Below are 14,797 nucleotides of genomic sequence, written 5' to 3' on the forward strand. Positions count from 1 at the left end.
AAAAAGTCCGTCGAGAGACGGGCTTTTTTATTTATGTTCTTCAGATATTTTTTGTTGCAGGCGTTCCCAGTGTGGGCGCAATTGTTTTTTTATGGATTTTGAATTCATTATTTTGGAAGCTTTGTATCCGTAGCTTAGAAAATTGCGACGGCCTAAGTGTGAATATTTTTTGTAGAGTTTTTTCAGATGAAGTGGCGTTGGAAGCTCGCCGCGCTCAATTCGCAGTGTGTTGTACTTTTCCATAGTTGCTTTTGCTAGGCGTACACCGCGATTGGCTCTTTCATAATATCGTGCCAAGGAGGCTGAGCGAATCAGTGCGTTTCTTCCGTCATAAGTGAAGCCTAGGTACTGCAGGGGTCTGCTAGAGTAAGGCCCTGTTGGGCTTGTTTTGAAAAATCTGACCTCATTCTTTTCTTTCTGTATTTCTAATTTTATTTTTCCTATCTCGGAATAAATGAAGTCTTCTGTTTTTCTGTGAAGTCTTGTTGGTACTATTAATAGCATGTCATCGCAGTATCTGTAATATTTGCCATTGTTTTTTGTTACGAACTGCTTAATAGATTTGTCGAAATTTAGCAAATATATGTTGGACAGAAGTGCGCTAATTGGCGAGCCTTGAGGGATTCCTTTTGATTCTTGATGAATCGCCCCTAGTTTCGTAGACACCTCCAAGCCTCATAATGAGGCCCATTAGGAGGTGCCATGAGCAACCAGCGTTACCCCGAAGAATTCAAGATCGAAGCGGTCAAGCATATTACCGAGCGCGGCTTGCGCGTTGCCGATGTGGCCGAGCGTCTAGGCGTGTCCGCACACAGCCTGTACGCCTGGGTAAAGCGCTACAGCAAGCCGCAAGCACAGCGGCAGCAGGTAGATGATCAGCAGGCCGAACTGCGTCGCCTGCGTGCCGAACTCAAGCGAGTGACTGAAGAGCGAGACATCCTAAAAAAGGCCGCCGCGTACTTTGCCAAGGAGTCCGGCTGAAGTACGCCGTTATCAGAAAGCTGTCGGTGGAGTACCCGGTGCGGCGCCTCTGCCAGACCCTCAAGGTGCATCCCAGCGGTTACTACGCCTGGCTGGCCGAGCCGAAATCCGCGCGTGCCAAGGAAGATCAGCGTCTGCTGGGCTTGATCAAGCATGCCTGGTTGGAAAGCGGCGGGGTCTACGGCTACCGCAAGATCCACGACGACCTGCGTGAGCTGGGCGAGTCTTGTGGCCGGCACCGTGTGGCTCGCCTGATGAGGAGAGAGGGACTGCGCTCGCAGACCGGTTATCGCCGGCGCCCCGGGTACTACGGTGGCAAGCCGACGGTGGCCTCGCCCAACCGTCTGGAGCGGCAGTTCAATGTCAGTGAACCGAACAAGGTCTGGGTCACCGACATCACTTACATCCGCACGTATGAGGGCTGGTTGTACTTGGCGGTGGTGCTGGATCTGTTTTCTCGCCAAGTGATCGGCTGGTCGATGAAGCCTCGGATGTGCAGCGACCTGGCCATCGATGCGTTGCTGATGGCGGTGTGGCGGCGCAAGCCCAAGCAGGAAGTGATGATCCATTCCGACCAGGGCAGCCAGTTCAGCAGCTCGGACTGGCAGAGTTTCCTCAAGGCCAACAACCTGATCAGCAGCATGAGCCGACGCGGTAACTGTCACGACAACGCGGTCGCGGAAAGCTTTTTCCAGTTGCTGAAGCGGGAACGCATCCGACGGAAAACCTACGGAACCCGTGAAGAAGCCCGCAGTGATGTGTTCGATTACATCGAGATGTTCTATAACCCCAAGCGCCGGCACAGCAGCGCTATGCAGCTATCGCCAGTGGAGTTTGAAAAGCGCTATTTCCAGAGCTTGGAGAGTGTCTAGGAAAGCTGGGGCGATTCATGATTTATAGTTATCAGGCCGTTTCCTCTGACGAGAACTCTGAACTCTTCTGGAGTGCAAACACGAGTCCTCCCGTTTTTTGGGTTTGTGCTTGGTATTTTTAGAGCATTATATAGGTCGTCACGATTTACGAAGGAGAATTTCGTGAGCGACTTATAAATGGAATAATGGTCAGCAGGTAAGGCTTTTAAGTTCAATAAATCTCGCCATGAATTTTTTAGGATTTGATGATCAAGGTTGTTGAAGAAACCTGTGATATCCAGTCCTATAGCGCAGCAGTTTTTCCTGAGGGAAATCTCATTAAAGGCGTCGTGGGCGAAGTTGATGTTGCTTTTTCCTTTTTTTCGGAAGGCCAAAACTACATCATCAAGATCAGACTCTTTCAGGGTTTGCTCATATAACTCATCTAGAATTTGACAGTAGTATGAGTATATATGGCTGTCCAAGTGTGCTGCGTATGATATTTCACGATCTTTAGGTGGCTTTCGCTCTACCTTGCTTTCTGCTTTATTGAATCTTATTTTTTGTGTGGATATGGTGAATCTGATGAGGGGGTAGTAGGAGTGGGATGAGACTTTTGATGGGGAGGATATTATTGAAAATGCGGTTTTCTTACTTGTTGGTGGGTCAAAGTGTAAATAGGTTCTTGTCTTGAACCAAGTGTCATCCTTGATAGGCATGCTCAGTACCCTTATTTAGCCAACCGGCCAGGCATAAGATGGCGGCAATCTTATGGGCGCCTGGCCGGATAAACCAAAATGTTCCTCACACCTTCCACCGGAGTCCGGATATGGCCGCTTGATGCTAGGAGAGACATATACTTATGTCAGCGTTACAGTGTGGTTCCGCATGAATCACGTTACCCGTCTGCTGCTGGCCGTCGCCATGGTTGCCTTAGGTATCGCTACCTCTGGTTGCCTGGCGGGGCTTGACAGCCTGTTGCGCACCTTCATGCCTACACATGAAGCGAGTTGAGCCTAGCATGTGATTTGGGCCACCTGCCACCATCGAAGCACAGCGAAACATCTGCTAACTCTGAAACTACGCTTTTCGCCTTCCTGGCGAGTCACTTTCTCTTTGCTTGTGCAAAGAGAAAGTAACCAAAGAGAAAGCACACCCGACATCCGGGTCTCGCTGCGCGAGACTTCCTTCGTTCCATCATTGCTCCAGGGGCCCGCCGCGAAGGGCCATCCCTGGCCCATCGCGGCTCTCGCGGCATCCATGCCGCTCAACCCCTTACGCAACGATTCCACTCAGCCTCCTGACGGGACCCGGTCCCGGCCCAACCTTGTGGTGCAGGCTCTGCATTGCTGAGGTGGCGTTTGGTTTTTGTAGGGTGGACAACGCTCTGTTTGTCCGCCATGAGAGCACCGCAGAACTATCGAATGAGTAGGGCGGGTGAAACCCGCGTGGGCCGGCGGAGCGGGTTGCACCCGCCCTACGGCGAGGCATACCGACAACGCCGAGCGGCCTGAAACGTGAAACTGTCATGCGCGCAGACTCCCCGTCAGGAGGCCGAGCGTAGGTGTTGCGTAGGGGGACGAGCCGCATGGATGCGGCGAGAGGCTTAAAGGGCCAGGGATGGCCCTTGTAAGCCGGCCCCCGGAGCGGCACCGGAGGGAGGGGAGTTTCGCGTAGCGAAACCCGGATGTCGGGGTGTGTTTCTTTGCTTACTCTTCTTTGCACAAGCAAAGAAAGTGAGTCGCCCAGCAGGGCGAAACCACGCCGCCAGGCACCCTTAGCGCTGAGCCAGCGCACGAAGCTCTTCACTTACTTGCTCGATTTGCGATTACGCACGGCAAGTGCCTGTCCGCCAGTGGCGGTGACACCTAAAACTTTAAGCTCGAAGCGACCGTTCTGCGCTTTGATCAAATCGCTGAGCTTTTTGTGCCCGTACATACGGGCATCGAAGTCCGAGCGCAGCTTGCTGATATTTGTACCGAGCGCCCCCAGGTGACACCAGCCATCCTCGTCCGAGTTGTCATCGATCACCTTGGCAATGAAGTCCACCGGAACTTTCTGCGGTTTGACCTTGGCCGGCGTGGGTTGCGCGGCAGGTTTGGCTTCCGGCGTGGCGGCTGGCGCCTGCGTGGTCGCTGGTGCACTAGTAGGGACTTCCACCTCGGCAGGCTCGGCATCGTCACGCAGCAACTCGGTGTAGATGAACTTGTCGCAGGCGGAAACGAAGGGCTTGGGCGTCTTCTGCTCACCAAAGCCGATCACTTCCAGCCCTTCCTCACGCAGGCGCGCGGCCAGGCGAGTGAAGTCGCTGTCGCTGGAAACCAGGCAGAACCCGTCGAAACGCCGGGTGTAGAGCAGGTCCATGGCATCGATGATCAGCGAGCTGTCAGTGGCGTTCTTGCCGGTGGTATAGGCGAACTGCTGCATCGGCTGGATCGAATACTCCAGCAACACCTTCTTCCAGCCACCCAGGTTGGGCAGCGTCCAGTCGCCATAGATGCGCTTGACGCTGGCGATGCCGAACTTGGCAATTTCCTCGAACAACCCTTCAACGATGGCAGCCGATGCATTGTCGGCATCGATCAGTACGGCGAGGTGTTTCTGCTGGCGGGGTTTCGGGGCGGCACTGGCCATAGGGAGCATCCATGCAAGTCGATGCCCTGACCTTACTGCGAAATACTCACTCAAGGCCATAGCTGACAGACCAGTCAGCAAGCTCCGCCGCTAACTAACCCAGCGCGCCTCCCGCACCACCATATAGAGAAACCCCCGCTCACTCGGCGCCCGATAGGAGCCGATGGCCCCCAGCTGCCGGGCCATCACCGCCGTCATCTCCCAGCCATCGACCGGGTCCGCCGACCAGGTGGCACAGGCCAGTTTCAGAAAATCCAACGACTCCCCCAACTCGCGAACTGCCCGCGAGCGGGCCTTGACCAGCTCCAGAAACGACTCGTTCGCCCAGGCCCACATCCAGGTGTCGGAATGGCTGGAGAACGTGCCGACGAAATCCACCGCACACTCCACCGCCGGCTTGCCGTCATTGGAGAAAATCAGCTGGCCGGTTTCCTGATACCAGTCCCAGCGCTTGTGCTCGCCAATCCGGTAGGTGGCCATGAAACTGTCCTGCTGCGCCTGGAGGTAGTCGAAGCTCTCGGCGATCAGCGCGTGCAGCGTTTCTTCATCCTCATGCCAGTTGCGCTCGCGGCTCTGGCAATAGCACTCCGCACACACCACGCAGATATCGGCAAACGCCTCGGCGCGATCATTCCATTCGCCTTCCTGCTCCAGCACGGCGTCGCACTGGTCGCACCAGGCATCGGGATAGAGGTCGTCAGGCTGCTCCGGGTCGTACGCCACGTTGAAGCCCTGGCCTTCGCCGCTCTGCAGGTGCTGGCAGATGAACGTGGCGGCGCTGGAGCCATGCACGCCACATTCAACGTTGCGTTCTTCATCACTCATGGGTGGTCCTCGAATACCGTGCTAGGCAGCATCTTTGATCGTCCTGCCAGTCACGTCCAGGCCCCTGCGCTGGCCCGCCCTCCACAATAAGCCACCCCTGTGCTCGCCGCCGCACAGACAGCCGCTCCCTGCCAGCGAACACTCAGCATTCCTCCCGTGCGCCGCGGTTCAGCGCCTGAGGGGTTCCTGAGTTTTGCACTGGAGTACCGTACATGAGCCTCTTCAAACTGTTTGCCACTGGCATCCTGGTCGCCAGCCTGGGCTTGAGCGGCTGCTCGGGCATGTCGCGTCAGGATAAGGGCACCGTTGCCGGTGCTGCTGTCGGCGGCGTGGCCGGTAACGTCCTGTGTGGCGGCGTGCTGTGCACCGGCGCCGGTGCGGTAGTGGGTGGCGTGATTGGCCATGAAGTGACCAAGGACAAAAAATAACCAACTGCCAGCGGCATGCGCTACGGGCTGAGCCGTTTGGCGGTTGCCTGTAGTCGCCAAGCCCGCGGCTCAGCGCAGCCGCGCGAGCCATTCGGCACTGGGCCCGGCAGGGCTCAGTGCAACATCAACACACTGCTTTCTGGCTCTTCGGGGTTGTAGTGCACCTCGACCTGCTGCCCCACCGGGTAGTTCGCCAGCTCGCGGCGGGCGTGTTTCTCGTTGCTGTAGGCATGGCTGCGGATGCGCAGGCGTTTGCCGCTGTAAGGCTGGCCATCGACCTGATAGGAGTAGCTCAGCCGAACTTCGTACTTGGGCGTGTAGGAACTGTGGTCGCCCTTGGGCGAGACCCTCTCCGATACCTGGATGATCCGCGAGCTGGTGATCTGCCCCTGGGTGGTCGGCCACTCGCGTGAGTCGCCCATCTCCAGAGCCTGCTTGATCCCTAAGAACAGCACCACGGCGAAGATGGCGACATGCAGCAGTTTCTTCATTGCGCACCTCCGCCTGGCTGAAGACTGGGCGAGGGATAATCTGGGTGGTTGAGGCGGGGCAAGGCGGCTTCCATCCGATGGTTAACACCGGCATCTGCCGGCCGGGCAGCACGCTACTGCAGGCCTGTGCCACTGTCCATCCGGCGCTGGCTGGGTAGCTGCATGCGAAGAGGTGGCGCCCGCCAGGGAGAGGGGTGGGCAGGCAGTCCACCCCTCTCCCTAACCACCCACAAGTGGGAGAGGGGACTGTCCGTGTGGCCAGCAAGTCATTATCCCGTTGCCTGGGCGCTGCATTGGACGCAAAGAAAAACGCCGCTTTCCAGGAGGAAGGCGGCGTTTGCCTTAAGTGAACAGCATTACTGCAGTGCGCGGCTTGTACTTACCAGCGGTGGCCGTGATGGCGGTGGTGCCGGTGATGATGGCGGTGGTGGCGTTTGTAGTGGCGATGGCCATCGACGTAATACACCGGCGCCGGGGTGTAGTAGACCGGGCGCGCTTCGTAATACACCGGTTGTGGCGGGTAGTAGGCCACGGGCGGCGGCGCGTAGTAGACCGGTTCCTGTTGGTAGACCTGCACTGGTCGCGCATGGGCACCAATGATGCCACCGATTATTGCACCCACAGCGACCCCCGCGGCGACATCGCCGCGATCTGCCGCAATGGCAGGTTGCTGGCTGAACAGCGCCAGGCTGGCAACCAGCCCTGTGACAAGGGGGATACGCGCAAGCATGATCGAAACTCCTCTGGAAACCGGCCTGTTCCGGTTACTGGTTTCGACTGCGCAATAACGCGCTAAATCCCCGAGGGAAATGTAAATCCTGTGTAAACGCCTTATCACGCTATTCCGCACCTGGGTGGGTTCGCGGCGTGCTACCGGATGCGCGGTAAGCAGGGCGTTAGTCACCCGAGCAAGCTTGCCAGTGCGGGCTGCGCTGTATGGGAAATCGGTGAACCAAGCCGGGGGCACGATTCTTGGCCCCTGCTCTCAACGGCAGCTGGCGGCTGGGTTGCGCTGCAGGCGGTGAGCCAGCGCAGGCTCAGGTATGGGTGGTGTGTCGGCGCAACATGACCTGGCAGTCTTCGCTTGAGCACATGGCAAGATGCCATTACTCTGCCGGTGTGTTCAGGGATGATCGCGCGGATGGTTTTCGCCTCCTGCAGACCCTGGCGCACCGGGCCTGGCCCGGCTCAAAAAACATCATTTGAAGGAACAAACCATGCGGCGTTTGCTGTGCCTCTCCCTGTTTTCCCTGCTGCTCACCGGCTGTGCCTCTTCGGCCAAGATCGAAGGCATGACGGTTGCCGAGTCTCAGGCTCGTGCCAACACCTACGCCCCGGCACTGCAGGAAAACCTGCAACTGGCCGAGGTCAAGGGCGGTCAAGAAACCAACCCAATGTGGACCTCGGAAATCGGCGGTGCGGACTTCCAGGCTGCTCTGCAGCAGTCGCTGGGTAATGCCGGTCTGCTCGATAACTCGGGCAAGGCTCCGTACTCGTTGCGTGCCAATCTGCTGCGTGTCGATCAGCCGCTGTTCGGCCTGGACTTCAAAGTGACCAGCGAGGTCGAGTACAGCCTGATCGACAATGCGACAGGCCAAGAAATCCTCCGTGAGACCGTGCGTACACCCTTCACTGCGGGTGTAGGCGATGCGTTTGTCGCGGTCACCCGCCTGCGTCTGGCTAACGAAGGCTCCGCGCGTGAAAACATCAGCGCTTTGCTCAAGCGTCTGGCGACGCTGAACATCGAGGCCAAGCAGGTTTCGCTGAGTCAGTGAGAACCGCCGGGGGGCAGCGGTAAGCCTGTCTCCCCTTTGCTATCAGGGCGCAACCACTGCTGCAGTGGTTGCGCCCTGTTCATTTCCGGGTCATGAAGCCGGCCTGCAGGGCGTGCCGGTTCTGTGGCGGGCTACTGCTTGACCAGCTCGACGCGGCGGTTTTTCGCCCGGCCTTCTTCGCTGCGGTTGTCCGCCACCGGGCGTTCCTGGCCGAAGCCGGCGGCCTGCAGGCGCTCGGCCGGGATGCCGGCAGCGACGATGGCGGCCATCACGCTCTGTGCGCGGCGTTCCGATAGCGCCTTGTTGTCTGCCGGCTGGCCGACGTTGTCGGTGTGGCCTTCGATGGCGATCTTCAAGTCTGGCGCGCTGCCGAGCATGCTGACGATTTCGCGCACGCTGGCCTGGCCGTCGGCTTTGAGATCGGCCTTGCCGGTGTCGAAGTTGATATAGAGGGCGATGAAGCCGTTGCGGTTGAGTTCGTCGAGCAGCTGGTTGGCGCTGACCACCTGTTGCATGGCGGCGACTTCGACAATGGCCAGCCGGTAGCTCTGCGTCGGCGCGCTGAAGATGCCCGGCTCGACCCGCACCCAGACCTCCTTGCCGCCAGTGAGCACCTTGAGCGTGGTCTCGCCGCCGTCGCCCTCGCTGGGCAGGCGCTCGTAGATCACTTCGCCGCCGATGGCCTTGATCGCGTTCTGGTAGTTGCGCAGCAGTTGCAGCGGGCTGGGCTGGGTCTCGGCGCTGTCGTGGAAGTAGAAGATCTGCGTGGCATTGCCTTCGACGCTGTGGCGCTGTGGCACGCCATCAATGCTGTCGGTGGCGAAGTCGACGGCGTTGTAGTTCTGCTGGTATTCGGTGATGTGCGAGGCCGGGTAGCGGCTCAGCAGCGGGTGATCCTTGGCGCCGCCAATATCTTCGCCGGCCTGGGTCGGTAGCGCGAGGGCCAGCACCAGGCCGGCCAGGGACAGGCGGTGGAGCAGGGTGGCGAGCATGGTCATGACGGAACTCCTGCCGGGTGGGCAATGGCGCAGCGAACTTCCCCCTGTTGAAAACTCTAGTTCATGCCCCCCGCACCTGCCGGGAACCCAGCCGGATGGCCGGCTTTGCGCTTTACTGCAAGCGGGGATCATGGGTGCAGGGGCGAGGCGATGGGGGTAGCACGGTTGGGCATGGCAAGGCTGGCCGCCTGGGCGAGGGCGCCCGGTTATGGCGGCAGGCTGCTGCTGATCGCGCTGCTTGGCCTGGGGCTGGCGGGGTGCCAGGGACGCCTGGCGCACGAGTCGATTGTCAGCAAGAGCAGTGCGCCGCAAGCCGGCGAGTTGCTGCAGACCGATGTCGACCGCATGGCGACCCTGGCCATGCGCGACAACCTCAACAGCCTGTACCAGCTGATGAGCAAGCTGTACCAGCGCAATCCGCAGGAATGGCAGAAGACCGGGCTGGCGGATCGGGCGGCGGCCGAGCGGATGATCCACCAGGCCATCGAGCAGAACCGCCCGCTGCCACAACTGGGCGGGCGCCGTGACGTGGCGGCGCTGGATTACGCCCTCAGCCCGGATTTCTCCGGTGATCGGGTCGGCACCTTCATCTTTGCCCTGGGCAGCATGCTGGTCACCGCCCACGGCGGGCGCACCGAGTTCTACCTGACCGATTCATTCAACGCCGAATTCATCTACAACGCCGCGCGTAATATCGAGAAGGCCGCCTGGATGCTCGGCCAGCGCCGCGACAGTCGCGGGCGCCCACTGCTGTTGTCGAATGAGGGCGGCAACCTCAGCTTTGCCGTGGAGTTCGGCAAGATGGTGGCGCGCCTCGACCTGCTGACCCACATGCTGGAGGAGCGCTACCGGCGCCTGGGGGTCAACTATGCGCAGAGCCTGTTGTTCATGAACTTCCTGCCGGTGCAGTGAGGTGGGGGCCAAGGTGAATTTACCTGCGGCCTCGCACGTAAAATATATTGGACTATGTGTGCGGGAAAAATATTCTTTCCATCGCGCGGCGCCTTGCCATTAGCGGGTTATAGCGCTGTTTTGCAAAGCATTCCGGGCGAAAAACGCCTGGCCATGTTTGACATATTTTACGGCTTTGGCAGACTGGCTAGCAGGTTCCGACTGCCGACAGGCCGGCTCGGGCAGACGACCAGCACTCTTCAGGCGTGTAGCGAGGGGTGTTCCAGAGCGTGCCAGCGTGGCTCTGGAAGGGGTGTTGCCCAAGCCGCCGTCCTGTGTGTGACAGTCACCGAACCTGCAAAAACAGGCAGCGCCAGGCCTTGGCCACGCGCCTGCACAGCAATGACAGGCCCGGCCTGTCCCAAGGTGATGTATGTCTAACAACAATACGGTTAACACTGCTAAAGCCCCACGCAAACCCGTGGTCCTGATGTCCATGGGCAGCCAGGAGCGCAAGGGTCATGACTACCAGGTGATGACCCACAAATACATCGTGCCCCTGGTCGAGATTTCCGGCTGCGTTCCGCTGCTGGCGCCGACTTGCTGCGGCATCGATGACCTCGAGCAATACCTGGATATGGTCGATGGCGTGTACCTGACCGGTGCCGGCAGCAACATCGACCCGAGCCTCTACGGCCAGGAAAACCTCACCCCCGGCAAATCCCAGGATCGTGACCGCGATCTGTTCGACCTGCCGCTGATTCGCGCGGCCATCGCCCGTGGCCTGCCGATCTTCGGCATCTGCCGCGGCATGCAGGAAATCAACGTGGCCCTGGGCGGTGACATGCACCAGAAGGTCTATGCCGAGCCGGGCTTCGACGATCACCGCGAAGACACCGACGAGCCGGTAGAGGTGCAGTACGCACAAAGCCACGCTGTGCGCCTGGTGCCGGACAGCTGGCTGGCCAAGCTGATGGGCAGTGAAGAGATTCACGTTAACTCGCTGCATGGCCAGGGCATCAAGACCTTGGGCAAGGGCCTGGAAGCCCTGGCCTACGCCGAAGACGGCCTGGTCGAGGCGTTCCATGCGCCGGCACTGCCGCAGTTTACCTTCGCCGTGCAGTGGCACCCGGAATGGCGCGCGGCGTCCAACCCGGATTCGGTGAAGATCTTCCAGGCGTTTGGTGAGGCCTGCCGTCAGCGGGCCGCGCAAGGCGCCCGTTAAGCGTTCTCTGTGTAGGTGGTGCAGGCGCTTCGGGCCGGCACTGCCCGCCGCCTTTCCTCGTTACTCCCAGCGCTTGTAGATGCTCGCCAGCTTGCCCGCGTCCTTGAGGCGCTGCAGGGCTGCGCCGAACTGCTCGGCACGCGCCGTATCGCCCTTGGCAAACGCCACGTAACGCGGCATCTCGACCAGCGGTCGCGGCAGGATGCGCACCTGTTCCTGGGCGCGTTGCTCGCGCACGAAATACAGCAGCTGCGTGCGATCACCGATGATGATGTCGATGCGCCCGGCCAGCAGCATGGAAACCAGTTGGCGCGGGTTCTGCGCGCTGGTGTCGCGGGCCAGGTCGGCCTGGTCGAAGTCTGCGGCGTAGGAGTAGCCCCTGACCTGGCCGATCACATGCGGCTGCAGGTCTTCCAGCTCCTGCCAGTCCTGGATCGCCAGGGCGCGGCGGGTCATGAATACCGTGGAGCCGGTGCGGATCGGTCCGACCAGCTCGTACTGCGCCATGCGTTCCGGGGTACCGGCAAACTGGAAGGCCATCGCCACTTCGCCGCGATCGAGCATGCGCTTGACCCGCTCCCAGGGATACAGACGCAGGCTGTAGGCCAGACCGGCTTCATCCATGACCGCTCGCACCAGCTCGACATCCAGGCCCTGCGGTGTATCGCTGTCGAGACTTACAAAGCTGTAGGGGGCGAATTGCTCGTCACCTACCACTCGCCATTCCTCCGCCCAGGCCGCCGGGCCGAGCAGCAGAAGCAGACAAAGCAACAGGCTGCGCATGGAAACCTCCGCTTGCAGGCTGATCACCCGGCGCCAGGGTGGGCCAGGGGTGTGTATCAGTCATGCTAGACAATCGTGAGGCGTGGCGTTGGTTGTGGCTGCAATGGCCGGGAGTGATGTCTGGATGCGCCCTGCGCCAGGGCGGCGGCGAGAACTCGGATCAGGCATGGAGCGGCAGGTGCCGCTCGCTTTTGCCCCCTCTCCCGTTCACGGGAGACGACTGCATGGATGCAGGAGGTAGGGCGACGCAGGAAGCCAAAGCCGAGGGCTGGGGAGAGGGGCTGTTACCCCCTCAGAACCTATTTACGATCTTTTGGACTAGAGCCAGACAAGGCAAAAACAGCCGAGGAAGCGGAGTTTACGAGCTGTAAATGAGCATTCCGAGGCTGTTTTTAACGCCGTATGGCCGACGACCAGGAGATCGTAAATAGGTTCTCAGACCTTCTTGACGAATTCCGACTTCAGTTTCATCGCGCCGATGCCGTCGATCTTGCAATCGATGTCGTGGTCGCCATCGCACAGGCGGATGCCCTTGACCTTGGTGCCGACCTTGACCACCAGCGAGGAGCCTTTGACCTTGAGGTCCTTGATCACGCTGATGGTGTCGCCGTCCTGCAGCACGTTGCCGACGGCATCCTTGATCACCTTGGCGGCTTCGCCGGCAGTGTCGGCGGCAGCGCTGGCGGACCACTCATGGGCGCACTCCGGGCAGACCAGCATGGCGCCATCTTCGTAGGTGTACTCGGAGTTGCAGTTGGGGCAGGGCGGCAGAGTGCTCACGGCGGGTCCTCGGGTGGGTGGTCGGAAAAGCCGCGCATTGTATAGGGTTTTGTCCCGGCTGTCGGGCGCTACCGGGCGAGCGGGCCTGGAACTTGCTGGGGCAAGCCTGCCCGGTGCCTGCCGCGGCGTCTATAACCAGATCTGCCCTATTGCCGAAGGAAGCTGCCGCTGATGATCACTGCCTCGATCGCCGATTGCATGAGCAAGGAATTCGCCCGTATTCACCCGGACATGCCGGTGGTGCAAGCCGCTGGAAAGCTGCTCGAGCACGCCATGCTTGGCGGCCCGGTCACCGATGCCGAAGGTCAGCTGCTGGGCTGGATTTCCGAGCAGGAGTGCCTGCAGGTGAGCATCCAGGTGGCCTACTACAACCAGCGCGTGGCGACGGTGCGCGACATCATGCGGACCGAGGTGCTCACGGTCGGCCTGGCAATGGAGCCGCTGCTACTGGCTCAGCAGATGCTGGGTGACAAGCCGAAGAGCTATCCCGTGGTCGATGGCGCCGGCAAGGTGCTGGGTGTGATCACCCGCCGTCACTTGCTGCAGATGCTGGATCGGGTGTTGCCGCAGCTCTCGCGACCGAATTGAGCCAGGACTGCACCGGCGCGGTGCGAGGTGGGCGGTGTGGCTGGTGCAATGCACCAGAAAGCGTCGTGCGCGGCGCATGGGCGCTGAAGCCGTGCCGGTGCACTTTCTCGCAGGCAAAAAAAGACCCGGCAAAGTGCCGGGTCAATAACCGTGATTAGCCTGATGAGGAGATAATCTGAAGAGCCCGACTGTTGGCCTTCCAGCTTATCGACTGATCTCGCGACCAGTTGAGTTAATAATAACAATTCTCATTTTTGCGTCAATAGCTAAATGCGAATTATTTTCGAATGGTTGGCGAGCCCCAGAAAGACACGCCCCCGGCACTGGGCCTAATCCCCTTCGCTTAAGCGCTGTGCTCCCCTCTCCTGCTCACGGGAGAGGGGCCGGGGGGAGAGGGGTGTAGCCCGGATGCAATCCGGGAGCGGAGTTGCCTATTTCCCGGATTGCATCCGGGCTACGGCTGGATGAAAAACCGTTGCAGCGGTGTCGGGGGTAGATAAAGCACTCGGACTCAGGCCGTAGGAGCGAGCTCTACTCGCGAAGCTTTATGCGAGGCCCCGTTCGCGAGCAGAGCTCGCTCCTACAGGTTGCCCGCGGCAGAAAAAACGCCGCGATTCCTCTGCGAAATCGCGGCGTTATCTTAGGTGAACAGCATTACGGCACTTGGCCGGGGGTGCGGTGACCGGTGTGGCTGTCAGGCCAGCTGGTGCTGGGTGCGCAGCTGGGTGACTTCCTTGTTCAGCAGATCAATGCGTCGAGCCATGCTCTCGATCAGGCTGTGGGCGATGCGCGGGTTGCTCTGCATCAGGCTGAGGAACTGGTCCTTGGGAATGACCATGACGGTGCACGGCTCGCTGGCGATCACCGTGGCACTGCGCTTCTCGCGGGTGAACACGGCCATGGCGCCGAAAATCTCGTCCTTCTGCACATCGCCGACCTTCTGCCCATCGACATGGGCTTCGGCGTGGCCTTCGATGATCACGAACACGTGGTCGGCATCGTCGCCCTGGTGGATCAGCTCTTCGCCAGCGGCAAAGTGCTGGAAGCCGGTGGCCGGGCGAATTTCCGGCTGCTTGAGGCGCGCCAGGGCATCGGACAGCAGGGCGGTGTGGCCGATCAGGTACTGGATGAACAGTTCCTGGCGCTGCTCGCTGCCGTAGATGTGCTTGAACACGTCGGCACGCGAGTAGGGCACCAGCGTCAGTTGTTCTTCGCTGCTGTAGCGGCAGCTGGGCAGGTCGATGCCCTGGCGCAGGCCGACCAGGTCGCCTTCCTGCAGATAGAACAGCGGGCGGTCATCGACCTGGGCGTGCAACAAGCCGTTCTCGATGATGTACAGCTGGTTGCCAGGCAGGATCTTGGCCAGGTCGTCGACCTGTTCCAGGCGCAAGGGCGAGCCGTTGGGCTGCAGGCCGTCGAGCAACTGCGCAGGAATGCTCTGCAAGCGTTGGATCAGTTGATCGGCGTAAGCCGGTTGCTCCCCGAGTAGGTACATGACTCAAATTCCTTGAACTGGCTGGGCTGACGATAAGGCACGCACGCCCCTG

Annotated in this window: 16 protein-coding genes; 6 read left to right on the top strand and 10 right to left on the bottom strand. The window is 60.0% G+C overall.

Features of this window, described 5'->3' with window-relative positions; all coding sequences use genetic code 11:
• Positions 1 to 27 precede the first annotated feature (27 nt).
• The gene (locus HNE05_RS04690; RefSeq protein ID WP_173203841.1) at positions 28 to 666 is read right to left on the bottom strand and encodes a reverse transcriptase domain-containing protein; all 639 of its coding nucleotides are present in this window, start codon (positions 664 to 666) and stop codon (positions 28 to 30) included.
• A gap of 36 nt (positions 667 to 702) precedes the next feature.
• Here HNE05_RS04690 and HNE05_RS04695 point away from each other — a divergent pair.
• A protein-coding gene (locus HNE05_RS04695) for an IS3 family transposase (protein WP_173203138.1) occupies positions 703 to 1,853 on the top strand; the annotation gives its coding sequence in 2 pieces (ribosomal slippage) (positions 703 to 940 and positions 940 to 1,853; 1,152 coding nt in all).
• Here HNE05_RS04695 and HNE05_RS04700 read toward each other — a convergent pair.
• From HNE05_RS04700 to HNE05_RS20385, 3 genes are all read right to left on the bottom strand, one after another.
• The gene (locus HNE05_RS04700; protein WP_173203843.1) at positions 1,850 to 2,551 is read right to left on the bottom strand and encodes an RNA-dependent RNA polymerase family protein; all 702 of its coding nucleotides are present in this window, start codon (positions 2,549 to 2,551) and stop codon (positions 1,850 to 1,852) included. The two genes, HNE05_RS04695 and HNE05_RS04700, sit on opposite strands and share 4 nt — an antisense overlap.
• Positions 2,552 to 3,641: 1,090 nt before the next feature.
• Positions 3,642 to 4,466, bottom strand: a complete 825-nt coding sequence (locus HNE05_RS04705; protein WP_173203845.1) for an NYN domain-containing protein — start codon at positions 4,464 to 4,466, stop codon at positions 3,642 to 3,644.
• A gap of 90 nt (positions 4,467 to 4,556) precedes the next feature.
• Entirely contained in the window at positions 4,557 to 5,291 is a 735-nt protein-coding gene (locus HNE05_RS20385; protein WP_219637215.1) for a DUF6882 domain-containing protein, read from the bottom strand.
• Positions 5,292 to 5,503: 212 nt separating this feature from the next.
• Here HNE05_RS20385 and HNE05_RS04715 point away from each other — a divergent pair, with 212 nt between their 5' ends.
• Entirely contained in the window at positions 5,504 to 5,719 is a 216-nt protein-coding gene (locus tag HNE05_RS04715; RefSeq protein WP_173203847.1) for a glycine zipper 2TM domain-containing protein, read from the top strand.
• Positions 5,720 to 5,832: 113 nt separating this feature from the next.
• On the opposite strand, the gene HNE05_RS04720 is transcribed toward HNE05_RS04715, so the two are convergent.
• Both HNE05_RS04720 and HNE05_RS04725 read right to left on the bottom strand, forming a co-directional pair.
• Complete coding sequence (locus HNE05_RS04720) at positions 5,833 to 6,210, bottom strand: DUF3592 domain-containing protein (protein ID WP_173203849.1); 378 nt, start codon at positions 6,208 to 6,210, stop codon at positions 5,833 to 5,835.
• Between the two features lie 379 nt (positions 6,211 to 6,589).
• On the bottom strand, positions 6,590 to 6,940 hold the full coding sequence (locus HNE05_RS04725) for a hypothetical protein (protein ID WP_173203851.1): 351 nt from the start codon (positions 6,938 to 6,940) through the stop codon (positions 6,590 to 6,592).
• Positions 6,941 to 7,427: 487 nt separating this feature from the next.
• Between HNE05_RS04725 and HNE05_RS04730 the strand changes: the two genes are divergently transcribed.
• Positions 7,428 to 7,985, top strand: a complete 558-nt coding sequence (locus HNE05_RS04730; protein WP_240008817.1) for a hypothetical protein — start codon at positions 7,428 to 7,430, stop codon at positions 7,983 to 7,985.
• Positions 7,986 to 8,116: 131 nt separating this feature from the next.
• Here HNE05_RS04730 and HNE05_RS04735 read toward each other — a convergent pair whose 3' ends face one another.
• Positions 8,117 to 8,983, bottom strand: a complete 867-nt coding sequence (locus HNE05_RS04735; protein WP_173203853.1) for an OmpA family protein — start codon at positions 8,981 to 8,983, stop codon at positions 8,117 to 8,119.
• Between the two features lie 171 nt (positions 8,984 to 9,154).
• On the opposite strand from HNE05_RS04735, the gene HNE05_RS04740 reads away from it, so the two are divergent.
• Positions 9,155 to 9,895, top strand: a complete 741-nt coding sequence (locus HNE05_RS04740) for a hypothetical protein (RefSeq protein WP_173203855.1) — start codon at positions 9,155 to 9,157, stop codon at positions 9,893 to 9,895.
• Positions 9,896 to 10,307: 412 nt separating this feature from the next.
• A complete protein-coding gene (locus HNE05_RS04745; protein ID WP_173203857.1) occupies positions 10,308 to 11,099 on the top strand; it encodes a gamma-glutamyl-gamma-aminobutyrate hydrolase family protein in 792 nt (263 codons plus the stop codon).
• Between the two features lie 60 nt (positions 11,100 to 11,159).
• Here the strand turns inward: HNE05_RS04745 and HNE05_RS04750 are convergent, their stop codons facing one another.
• Positions 11,160 to 11,882, bottom strand: coding sequence for a substrate-binding periplasmic protein (locus HNE05_RS04750; RefSeq protein WP_173203859.1), 723 nt, complete (start codon positions 11,880 to 11,882; stop codon positions 11,160 to 11,162).
• Positions 11,883 to 12,317: 435 nt separating this feature from the next.
• A complete protein-coding gene (locus tag HNE05_RS04755) occupies positions 12,318 to 12,662 on the bottom strand; it encodes a zinc ribbon domain-containing protein YjdM (RefSeq protein WP_173203861.1) in 345 nt (114 codons plus the stop codon).
• A 171-nt stretch (positions 12,663 to 12,833) separates the two neighbouring features.
• Here HNE05_RS04755 and HNE05_RS04760 point away from each other — a divergent pair, with 171 nt between their 5' ends.
• On the top strand, positions 12,834 to 13,250 hold the full coding sequence (locus tag HNE05_RS04760) for a CBS domain-containing protein (RefSeq protein WP_173203864.1): 417 nt from the start codon (positions 12,834 to 12,836) through the stop codon (positions 13,248 to 13,250).
• A gap of 694 nt (positions 13,251 to 13,944) precedes the next feature.
• Here HNE05_RS04760 and HNE05_RS04765 read toward each other — a convergent pair.
• The gene (locus HNE05_RS04765) at positions 13,945 to 14,745 is read right to left on the bottom strand and encodes a cyclic nucleotide-binding domain-containing protein (protein ID WP_173203866.1); all 801 of its coding nucleotides are present in this window, start codon (positions 14,743 to 14,745) and stop codon (positions 13,945 to 13,947) included.
• Positions 14,746 to 14,797 lie beyond the last annotated feature (52 nt).

The organism is Pseudomonas campi, assembly GCF_013200955.2.
Classification (GTDB): Bacteria; Pseudomonadota; Gammaproteobacteria; order Pseudomonadales; family Pseudomonadaceae; genus Aquipseudomonas; species Aquipseudomonas campi.

Coding starts and splice junctions, on each gene's coding strand:
- HNE05_RS04700 (WP_173203843.1), bottom strand. CDS start 2,551: ATGCCTATCAAGGATGACACTTGGTTCAAGACAAGAACCTATTTACAC.
- HNE05_RS04705 (WP_173203845.1), bottom strand. CDS start 4,466: ATGGCCAGTGCCGCCCCGAAACCCCGCCAGCAGAAACACCTCGCCGTA.
- HNE05_RS20385 (WP_219637215.1), bottom strand. CDS start 5,291: ATGAGTGATGAAGAACGCAACGTTGAATGTGGCGTGCATGGCTCCAGC.
- HNE05_RS04715 (WP_173203847.1), top strand. CDS start 5,504: ATGAGCCTCTTCAAACTGTTTGCCACTGGCATCCTGGTCGCCAGCCTG.
- HNE05_RS04720 (WP_173203849.1), bottom strand. CDS start 6,210: ATGAAGAAACTGCTGCATGTCGCCATCTTCGCCGTGGTGCTGTTCTTA.
- HNE05_RS04725 (WP_173203851.1), bottom strand. CDS start 6,940: ATGCTTGCGCGTATCCCCCTTGTCACAGGGCTGGTTGCCAGCCTGGCG.
- HNE05_RS04730 (WP_240008817.1), top strand. CDS start 7,428: ATGCGGCGTTTGCTGTGCCTCTCCCTGTTTTCCCTGCTGCTCACCGGC.
- HNE05_RS04735 (WP_173203853.1), bottom strand. CDS start 8,983: ATGACCATGCTCGCCACCCTGCTCCACCGCCTGTCCCTGGCCGGCCTG.
- HNE05_RS04740 (WP_173203855.1), top strand. CDS start 9,155: ATGGCAAGGCTGGCCGCCTGGGCGAGGGCGCCCGGTTATGGCGGCAGG.
- HNE05_RS04745 (WP_173203857.1), top strand. CDS start 10,308: ATGTCTAACAACAATACGGTTAACACTGCTAAAGCCCCACGCAAACCC.
- HNE05_RS04750 (WP_173203859.1), bottom strand. CDS start 11,882: ATGCGCAGCCTGTTGCTTTGTCTGCTTCTGCTGCTCGGCCCGGCGGCC.
- HNE05_RS04760 (WP_173203864.1), top strand. CDS start 12,834: ATGATCACTGCCTCGATCGCCGATTGCATGAGCAAGGAATTCGCCCGT.
- HNE05_RS04765 (WP_173203866.1), bottom strand. CDS start 14,745: ATGTACCTACTCGGGGAGCAACCGGCTTACGCCGATCAACTGATCCAA.